The following is a 7,482-nucleotide window of genomic DNA, read 5'->3' as shown; positions in this document are numbered from 1 at the left end:
AGTAGGGTGGGCAAAGTCATCATTTCGTGACTAATCAAAACCACCAAACTCTTTTTGCCCACCCTACAAGCTACTGTTAAGTTAAGTAGGGTGGGCAAAGTCATCATTTCGTGACTAATCAAAACCACCAAACTCTTTTTGCCCACCCTACAAGCTACTGTTAAGTTTGATTACGTTAAATTTTACTTAAAAAAGTTACTTAATTTGACAAAATATTAAATAAAAACTGTAGCAGTTGCCACAACAGCAGTGGTTATTGTCTTATTGACTCAAAGCTTCTTGTTCAACTTGGTTTTCATGCCCAAGTTTTTTGATCACCCTGTATAGGGATTTCTAGCGTAATCAGGTAAACAGGATTTTTTCCCTGTTCCCAGATCCGCTGTTCCCTGTTCCCTTTTCCCATCAATCCTATGTTCAAAACTCAAATACAAACCCTATATTAACTATCACTATGACTACAGCAACTAATCCCACTCAGATTAACTCTGGTATTGGCGGTACCAAAAATTTCTACAACTGGAATTGGCAAGACAAACAGTATCAAGTGGTCTACGAAACCATTGGCGCAGGCAACCCCGTACTGTTACTGCCTGCTTTTAGTACAGTTTCTAGTCGCACAGAAATGAAGGGTATTGCCAATCTACTAGCTACCAACTATCACGTTACCGTTCTAGATTGGTTAGGATTTGGCGAGTCTCAATGCCCTCCTGTGGATTACAATCCCGTATTATTTCAGCAGTTATTAGCAGATTTTGTTAATTCTGTTTTTAATAATAACTCAATTATTGTAATTGCTGCGGGTCATGCTTCGGGATACGCTTTACAATTTGCCCAAGATCATCCAGATAGTATTTCTAAACTAATTTTAGTGGCTCCCACTTGGAAAGGACCGTTAAGAGCAATGGGTTTACCCGATGGAGTCAGAAACGGAGTAAAAAATCTAGTGCGATCGCCCTGGTTAGGTCAGAGTCTATACTATCTCAACACTACCCCTTCTTTTCTCCGCTTGATGTATAAACGCCACGTCTATGTGGATGAAACCAAACTAACTACCGAATTTATTGCCCAAAAACATCAAATCACTTCCAAAGATGGCGGCAGATATGCCCCTGCTGCGTTTGTTACTGGCGCAATCGATCCTGTAGCTAATCGGGAGGAATTTTTGCAGCTTTTAGATTCTGTGCCGATGCCCTTATTAATGATATTAGCGGAAAATGCGCCACCTAAGTCAAAAGCCGAAATGATAGCGATGGCGGAGTTAGGACAGGTGCAAACCGTTCGATTAGCTGGAACTTTAGGTATTTCTGAAGAGTATCATGAAGCGGTAACAGCAGTGATTGAGGATTTTATTTAGCGATCGCTTTTATAGCAGTTATAGCAATTCTCAGAGTCATGAGCGACATTGCTTATCCTTAAACGCTATAAATAGTTATATTTGAAGGAAATTATCCTGAGGGGGTGACATGAGTCCTGAAAAGTTTACTATACAGCGTTTTTCATAACTATCAGGTACACAGGATTTTTTCTCTCTTACCTGTTCCCTGTTCCCAGATCCGCTGTTCCCTAAGAGGATATCTGAAAAGTTTTTTGATACTGAATTTTGCCCCCCTAGCCCCCCAATTCTGGGGGGAACAAGAATCAATTTGCTGGTAGAAGTCCCCCAAAATTGGGGGACCAACGGGGGCTTGGATGTAGCAAATGAGACTTTTCAGACAACCTCTAAAACCTTAAGTAAATTATGGGCTGAAATTATTACCCAGTAATGATTTTAGCTTACATATCCCCCCCAGGAAACCATGATCATGAAATATATTGAAATTGAACCGTTGAATCGCGAAACTACCGATAGTGATTGCGTTAGACGATGCAGAATTAAGCGGATTGATGGCGATGTCCAAGTCGATCAGACTGAGCTATGGTTTCAATTCGATAAATCAATCGTGCCCCCGGAAGATAATGATTGTGACAGTTATTTGCTTGCGGTCATTATGGATGCAATGAAAGAAGAAAGAGATGTAATTGTTAAAGGGGAAGTCTCAAAACAGCTCTTAAGTAATTTGGTTGAATATCAAGTAGCATGGTATAAATGGTTACCTGACCTATATTCTTACATTAATATTAGCGCAGAGTCTATCAGAGATAATAGTACACCAGTATCTGGTGCCATATGTGCCTTTTCTGGGGGTGTTGATGCCACCTTCTCAGTATGGCGTCACTCCCAAGCAAAATTCAGTCATCGGTCTCAGGACATCAAGCTATGCTCAATAGTTCACGGGTTCGACATTCCACTTAGGGAAGAAACCTCATTCAATAATGCTAGCAAGAGAGCCCAAGAAACCTTAAAGGATATTCAGCTTAAACTAGTACCGATCAAAACCAACTATCGTGAAATTACAACAGTCAATTGGGAACATGCTTTTTCCTGTGTTTTAGTTGCTGTTCTTAGCAATTTCAAAAAAGTTGCTGGTACCTGTATTGTTGGTAGTAGTGAACCCTATGATTCACTGGTTATTCCTTGGGGTTCATCCCCGATTACAGATCATTTGTTAACTTCTGGTGATTTTCATGTGATCCATGATGGTGCCAGCCATAACCGAACCGAAAAAGTAAAAGAAATTTGTGATTGGAAAGTTGGTATTGAAAATTTGCGTGTCTGTTGGCAAGGAGACTTAAAAGACCGAAATTGCGGTAAATGTGAGAAGTGCGTGAGGACTAAACTTAATTTTTTGGCGACAGGCAACCCGATTCCCATATGCTTTCCTGATTCCAATATTCTTGACGATATCAAAGAAATCACCCTGCCTAACGAAGCTGTTCGTGGAGAGTGGCGACAAATATATGAGTATGCCAATAAAAACAAAGTCAACGATTCTTGGGTTGGGCAACTCCGCAGAACGTTAAACAAAAAACCTTTGATTGACAAAATACTACCCAAAGGCAGTCCGCAACGAGAGATTGTCAAAAATCTAACCAGAAAAATAAGCGGACGCTAAAGGCGGGGCTGATTTTTCTGGTTTATCAGCTCTCAGCTCTCAGCTCTCAGCTCTCAGCTTTTGAATAAAATAAGCTGACTGCGGACGGCTGACCGCTGAATGTTTACGAAAATACAGCGTTTTTCATAGCTATAATAAATGCTATATAGCTAGATTAAAATTCAGTCCGGAGTAACGCTAGATGTCAGATTTGCTTAAAAGAATTACCATTAATCCAAGACAGTGCGGTGGTCGCCCTTGCATTCGCGGTATGAGAATTAGAGTATCGGATATACTGGATTTGTTTGCGGCTGGACTTACTGCTGAGCAAATCTTAGCAGAAATGCCTGATTTAGAAGCAAATGATTTGCAGGCAGCACTTCTCTATGCCTCACGTAAGCTTAATCATCCGGTGCTGGTTCCATGACAATTTGGGTAGACGCACATTTGTCGCCTGGGATTGCAACTTGGACTTGACTTTTCTGGCTAGGATGAGATTTGATGATTTTTTCAAGTACTCCTGGTTTTATACAGACTTTATCTACCAGTCGCCAGTAACTTACTTTACTCCAGAGTGAAATTAACACCATTCCTCCCAACTTAGCCGAAGAGATATCAAACTCAGCTTTATTTACACTCCTTTCTGTTTATAATTTTTGCCTTGATAATAGTGTCTTCAACAACTTGCTGTTTTGCAAGTTGAGCGATTGCTAAGTCAAGGGGATAATCTTGTAGATGTAATCTATTTCCCTTGAGGTTAATCGTATAGTTTACAGATTTATCGAGTTTTTCTCTTTTTGTAAAAACTTGCCATTGTTTACTGGATTTGACTTTGAAGGATCCCTCAAGGAGTATTGTTGCATTTGGATAGTATTTTTGTAGCTTATTGAGAACATCAGTGATGTTCTTTTTACTATCAAATTTTATCTGTCTTTCCTCAGTAGTAGTACAGTGATATACCTTTTGATTTATTCCCGAGTTATTTATTACCCAGATAAATCCTCCAATTACCATAGTTAAAAAGGACATACCCAGGATTCCTAGGGCGATTAGTATAATAACTCTAAAATTAATTAGGGATTGCCTAGGTATGATCGGATTATCTTCCTTTTGCTCAATCTCTGAATTTTGAGGTTTAGAGTCAACCTGGAATGGTTTTAATTCTTCGAGTAGTAAAGGACTACTCGAATCATCCATAGTACTTAAGGAAAGTATACTGGAAGCAATGGCTGGATGGGGGTCAATATGCTCCCAAAATTCTGTGTAACCTTCTGTCAGTCGCTGATGAACGTCCTCAAGTTTTTGATTGGAAATAGAAACCTGGTTTTTGCTCTTAATACCCTGAATAACCACCCCCTCAATTAGATAAATTTTTCTACCAAATTCATCTTTAAGTATATCATCTCCTTCTTTAGAGTTAAGGTCTTTTTCGGTGGCTTGGATGATTCTAAAAACTATGGTAAAGTCTCCGGCTTCTGTCCCAGCAATTTGCCTGATAAATCCTTTTCCTGGTTCGGTTAAATCTCCATCCGTTACTCTCGCCAGTAAGTTAGCAATCTTAGCATCACAGATGAAATCAGGAGCGACTACTGTTCTGTAGTCAAGATAGCGGTTACGGCTTACTAAAAAAGGCCAAGCGTTAATACTCATAGTTACAATTTAATAAATTTAGTTTTTACATTGATTGATGACAAGCAACTCGTTGCCCTGATCGAGTTGCCTTAGCTATTCTTAAATCAGGTTTCATTAAGGAGCAAGCCAGGAAAAAGGTGGGAACGGAATATTCCGCAAAATCCAGTAGGCTAAAATTATTTTCAACATCAACCAAATCCAAGCCGGTTTGATGAAAATTGGGGAAACTTTGCGTCCTGTAAACGCAGGTAAACTGTAGCAAATGTAGGAGTAAATTAGGTAAGGCAATGACAACACCATCAGGGGATTCAGCCCAAAGGCTGCCCACACATTACCATGAAGTAATTGATGAAGTCCCCGCAGTGTGCCACAGCCCGGACAATACAAACCAGTTAACGTCCGAAATGGACTAGGAGGGTAAAGTTGTCCTGGTATAGAAGGATCAAAAAAATACAGAATTATAGCTGAACCTAAAATAATTGCTGATAAAACTTTTACCTTCAATTTTATTCTAGCTATGGGATACAAAGAATATAAGTATGTTTTTTTCATGAGACTATTGTTGTCAACCTTTACTTGATTATTTGTTTAGGTTTTTAATAACCCAATGCGAGGGAAGCAATAACATATAAAACCAGAATTATTGCCCCGGATATAAAACTAATCCAGCACCATTTTTTAGCATTATCTGATGCTGTTACTGCGCCTTCGACGTCTGCTAATTCGAATTTTGTGTTAACTTGAGCCGCGTAGAAAATTGCAACAATTCCAAAGGGGACACAGCAGAATAGAGTAACTAAAATCGCTTGCGGTAGATAGTTAGGAACACGGGAGTGCATAGGTTTACTTAAACTAACGTTTATACAAGTTTCCAAATTTTAATCGTTCTGTCGAAACTGCCACTAGCCAAGGTTTGATTATCTGGACTAAATGCTAGAGTAGTGATAGGACCAGTGTGCCCATTTAGAGTAGGAGTAGAGAGTAGAGTTGCGGTTGATAAATCCCACAGCTTGATCGTGCCATCATCACTTCCACTGGCAAGGATGCGGTTATCTGGACTAATAGCGAGGGAAAAAATTGCTCCGGTATGTCCTGTCAACTCATACCTCAGATTGCGGGTTTTCGGATCCCACACATAGAGAGATTCGCCATAACCACCACTAACCAAAATATTACCATCGGAACTAAAGGCTAAAACCTTGACAAAACCAGGATGATCACCTAGATTATATAGTAGTTTGCGAGTGTCGAGTTCCCAAAGTAATACTCTCTTGTCGCTACCACCACTAGCGAAAATGCGCCAATCGGGGGCAACAGCAAGGGCATAAACAGAGCCTTGATGTCCGATTAAACTGTCGATGAGTTTACCCCCACTAGTTTCCAATTGCCAGACTTTTACAGTTTTATCCCGACTAGCACTGATCAGTGTATGCCCATCGGGACTAACCACAAACGCATTAATAAGGTCAGAATGTCCTTTCAATGGTTTGTATAAGCGTTTGCCTGTATCGGCATCCCAAACCTTGATGCTATTATCTTCACAGCTGGTAAATAGCCGTTTATCGTCTTGACTCAGATTTGCCCTTACCCAACCTGACCTTTCACGCACCATTCCTTGTAATTGTTTTCCCGATACAACTTGCCAAAATCGAATGCTTCGATCATGACTGGAACTGAATAAGGTTTGTCCATTGGATGTGAAACCAACGGAACACACTACGTTTCGGTGTCCTCTCAGGGTAGCAGTTAGGGTTGGATTCAATAAGTTATCCTGGCGGTGAGTTTCAGCTAAATCCAGGATAATTTCTCCTCCCAAATTAGCTTTGGGAAAGTTTACCTCAAATTTTTGGAGATGATCTAAGAAAGTACCAACCAAGTAATTAAGTGCAGTTTCCTCATCCTTGACCTCTTGCAAACGTTTTTCCCGGTCAGGAGTAGGTAAGTCAGCTTTTCGATTTAAAAAATACTGAATTTGCCTGTACAAAGATAAAAATATATTTTTATCTTGAACCTGTTGATGACTATCTTGATGGCCTGATTGTAAAGTATTAATATAAGCGTTTACTCGATCAATCAAGACACAAGCAATAGGAATCTCTAACTGGAATGGTTTAGGAATTGCGCCAGGATTCTTTTTCATCGTTCCATCAGGCTGGAGGGTGGCAAAGTCCGAACCAATAGAACTTACAGGAATCAGACGCACTGGACAACCAGCATTGACTCTATTCTGAATAACAGCCTTAAATTCAGGAACTTTTTCTAATAATCGTTCTCTTAATTCTGAGAGCTTATAACGACTTTCAAGCAGATCCCACTTACTAATGATAAAATGAACTGGGGTGTCTTTTTTACATTTAAAGACCAATTTCATGATCATGGTTAAATCCTTCTGCAACCACTTGTTAACATCTGGCTTAATTAGGTCTTTATCTTCCATGAATTTAAATAATTTTAGGCCATCAATAATCGCCAATACTGCATCAGCATTAGGAACTTTTGTTTGAAAATCAAAATAGTTTTTTTCATTTTTTAATATATCTGTAATCAATCCTCCTGGATAGTCAATATAGGTAAACTTACAAACTGGGAAGTTTTCAAGATTAGGATTATTGACACAACAAATAAACTCCCAATCAGTTATCTCTCTTGTTGTTTGAGGCCAGTCACCTTCGGCTATGATTTCTGAATAGATTTTACGAAGTTCTTTCTCCTGCTGATCTTTGGAAACTTCTAGAAAAAATCCTTCCCTACCTTGAATCGATAATTGCTTAAAAATACTAGCCAAAAATACAGTTTTACCAGCCCCAGATGCTCCTAAAGTAAGAATATTGTAATTTTTCATAGTCATTGCTGGAATCTTGGCTTTGATAAAGATTAC

General features: G+C 39.4%; 7 protein-coding genes. 3 read left to right on the top strand and 4 right to left on the bottom strand.

Features of this window, described 5'->3' with window-relative positions; all coding sequences use genetic code 11:
• The first annotated feature begins 451 nt into the window (after positions 1–451).
• The 3 genes from F6K63_RS13665 (at position 452) to F6K63_RS13655 (ending at position 3,399) form a co-directional block, all read left to right on the top strand.
• Positions 452–1,354: an alpha/beta fold hydrolase gene (locus tag F6K63_RS13665; protein WP_287312366.1), complete on the top strand. Its 903-nt coding sequence runs from the start codon at positions 452–454 to the stop codon at positions 1,352–1,354.
• Positions 1,355–1,802: 448 nt separating this feature from the next.
• A complete protein-coding gene (locus F6K63_RS13660) occupies positions 1,803–2,993 on the top strand; it encodes a hypothetical protein (RefSeq protein ID WP_287312365.1) in 1,191 nt (396 codons plus the stop codon).
• A gap of 181 nt (positions 2,994–3,174) precedes the next feature.
• Positions 3,175–3,399 (top strand): DUF433 domain-containing protein, encoded by a 225-nt coding sequence (locus F6K63_RS13655; RefSeq protein ID WP_287254276.1) that lies wholly within the window; start codon positions 3,175–3,177, stop codon positions 3,397–3,399.
• A 200-nt stretch (positions 3,400–3,599) separates the two neighbouring features.
• Here the strand turns inward: F6K63_RS13655 and F6K63_RS13650 are convergent, their stop codons facing one another.
• From F6K63_RS13650 to F6K63_RS13640, 4 genes are all read right to left on the bottom strand, one after another.
• A complete protein-coding gene (locus tag F6K63_RS13650; RefSeq protein ID WP_287312364.1) occupies positions 3,600–4,622 on the bottom strand; it encodes a hypothetical protein in 1,023 nt (340 codons plus the stop codon).
• Positions 4,623–4,718: 96 nt separating this feature from the next.
• Positions 4,719–5,156: a DUF2752 domain-containing protein gene (locus F6K63_RS13645; RefSeq protein ID WP_287312363.1), complete on the bottom strand. Its 438-nt coding sequence runs from the start codon at positions 5,154–5,156 to the stop codon at positions 4,719–4,721.
• Between the two features lie 44 nt (positions 5,157–5,200).
• A complete protein-coding gene (locus F6K63_RS37230; protein WP_353813016.1) occupies positions 5,201–5,443 on the bottom strand; it encodes a CD225/dispanin family protein in 243 nt (80 codons plus the stop codon).
• Between the two features lie 20 nt (positions 5,444–5,463).
• A complete protein-coding gene (locus tag F6K63_RS13640) occupies positions 5,464–7,446 on the bottom strand; it encodes a hypothetical protein (RefSeq protein ID WP_287312362.1) in 1,983 nt (660 codons plus the stop codon).
• Positions 7,447–7,482 lie beyond the last annotated feature (36 nt).

The sequence above is a fragment of the Moorena sp. SIO1G6 genome (genome assembly GCF_010672795.1).
GTDB lineage: Bacteria > Cyanobacteriota > Cyanobacteriia > Cyanobacteriales > Coleofasciculaceae > Moorena > Moorena producens.
The sequence above is the reverse complement of the archived record's forward strand: the minus strand, read 5'-3'. Positions and strand labels throughout refer to the sequence as shown.

Coding starts and splice junctions, on each gene's coding strand:
- F6K63_RS13660 (WP_287312365.1), top strand. CDS start 1,803: ATGAAATATATTGAAATTGAACCGTTGAATCGCGAAACTACCGATAGT.
- F6K63_RS13650 (WP_287312364.1), bottom strand. CDS start 4,622: ATGAGTATTAACGCTTGGCCTTTTTTAGTAAGCCGTAACCGCTATCTT.
- F6K63_RS13655 (WP_287254276.1), top strand. CDS start 3,175: ATGTCAGATTTGCTTAAAAGAATTACCATTAATCCAAGACAGTGCGGT.
- F6K63_RS37230 (WP_353813016.1), bottom strand. CDS start 5,443: ATGCACTCCCGTGTTCCTAACTATCTACCGCAAGCGATTTTAGTTACT.
- F6K63_RS13645 (WP_287312363.1), bottom strand. CDS start 5,156: ATGAAAAAAACATACTTATATTCTTTGTATCCCATAGCTAGAATAAAA.
- F6K63_RS13640 (WP_287312362.1), bottom strand. CDS start 7,446: ATGAAAAATTACAATATTCTTACTTTAGGAGCATCTGGGGCTGGTAAA.
- F6K63_RS13665 (WP_287312366.1), top strand. CDS start 452: ATGACTACAGCAACTAATCCCACTCAGATTAACTCTGGTATTGGCGGT.